This is a genomic window from Streptomyces sp. SP18CS02, assembly GCF_036322365.1.
Classification (GTDB): Bacteria; Actinomycetota; Actinomycetes; order Streptomycetales; family Streptomycetaceae; genus Streptomyces.
The window spans coordinates 1-372 of the sequence record NZ_JAQYXC010000241.1; the positions used below are offsets into that span (position 1 = coordinate 1).

A 372-nucleotide genomic window follows, 5' to 3' on the forward strand; every position below is an offset into this window, starting at 1 on the left:
CGAGCTGCTCGCCACGGCCCTGGCCGACCACGGTGTGGACGTCCTGATGGCCGCGACCAGCGGCCCGGCCTGGCGCATCGGTGACGGGCCCGATCCGGTCACCCGGACCAGTTCCACCCTCCCCGCCCTGGCCGGCCACCCCAACGTCGCCGTACCGGCCGGGTTCGTCGGCGAACTGCCGGTCGGCGAATCGCTGTTCGGCCCGCCCGGCCTGGAGGCGCTGCTGCCTTACGCGCTGCTGGCCGAACGCTGCGGCGCAGAACGCCGCACACCCGCCGTTCTGCGGAACGCGCCTCTCCTTCGAAACCCCCGATAGCGGCGCCGGCGGACCGTATCGCGCGGAATGGCGAGAGGTCCGCATTCCACTGCCGC

Annotated in this window: 1 pseudogene; it reads left to right on the forward strand. The window is 73.7% G+C overall.

The window, feature by feature from the left end:
- Positions 1-316: pseudogene (locus tag PUR26_RS02345) on the forward strand (hypothetical protein); the annotation flags it as partial.
- Positions 317-372: the final 56 nt, after the last annotated feature.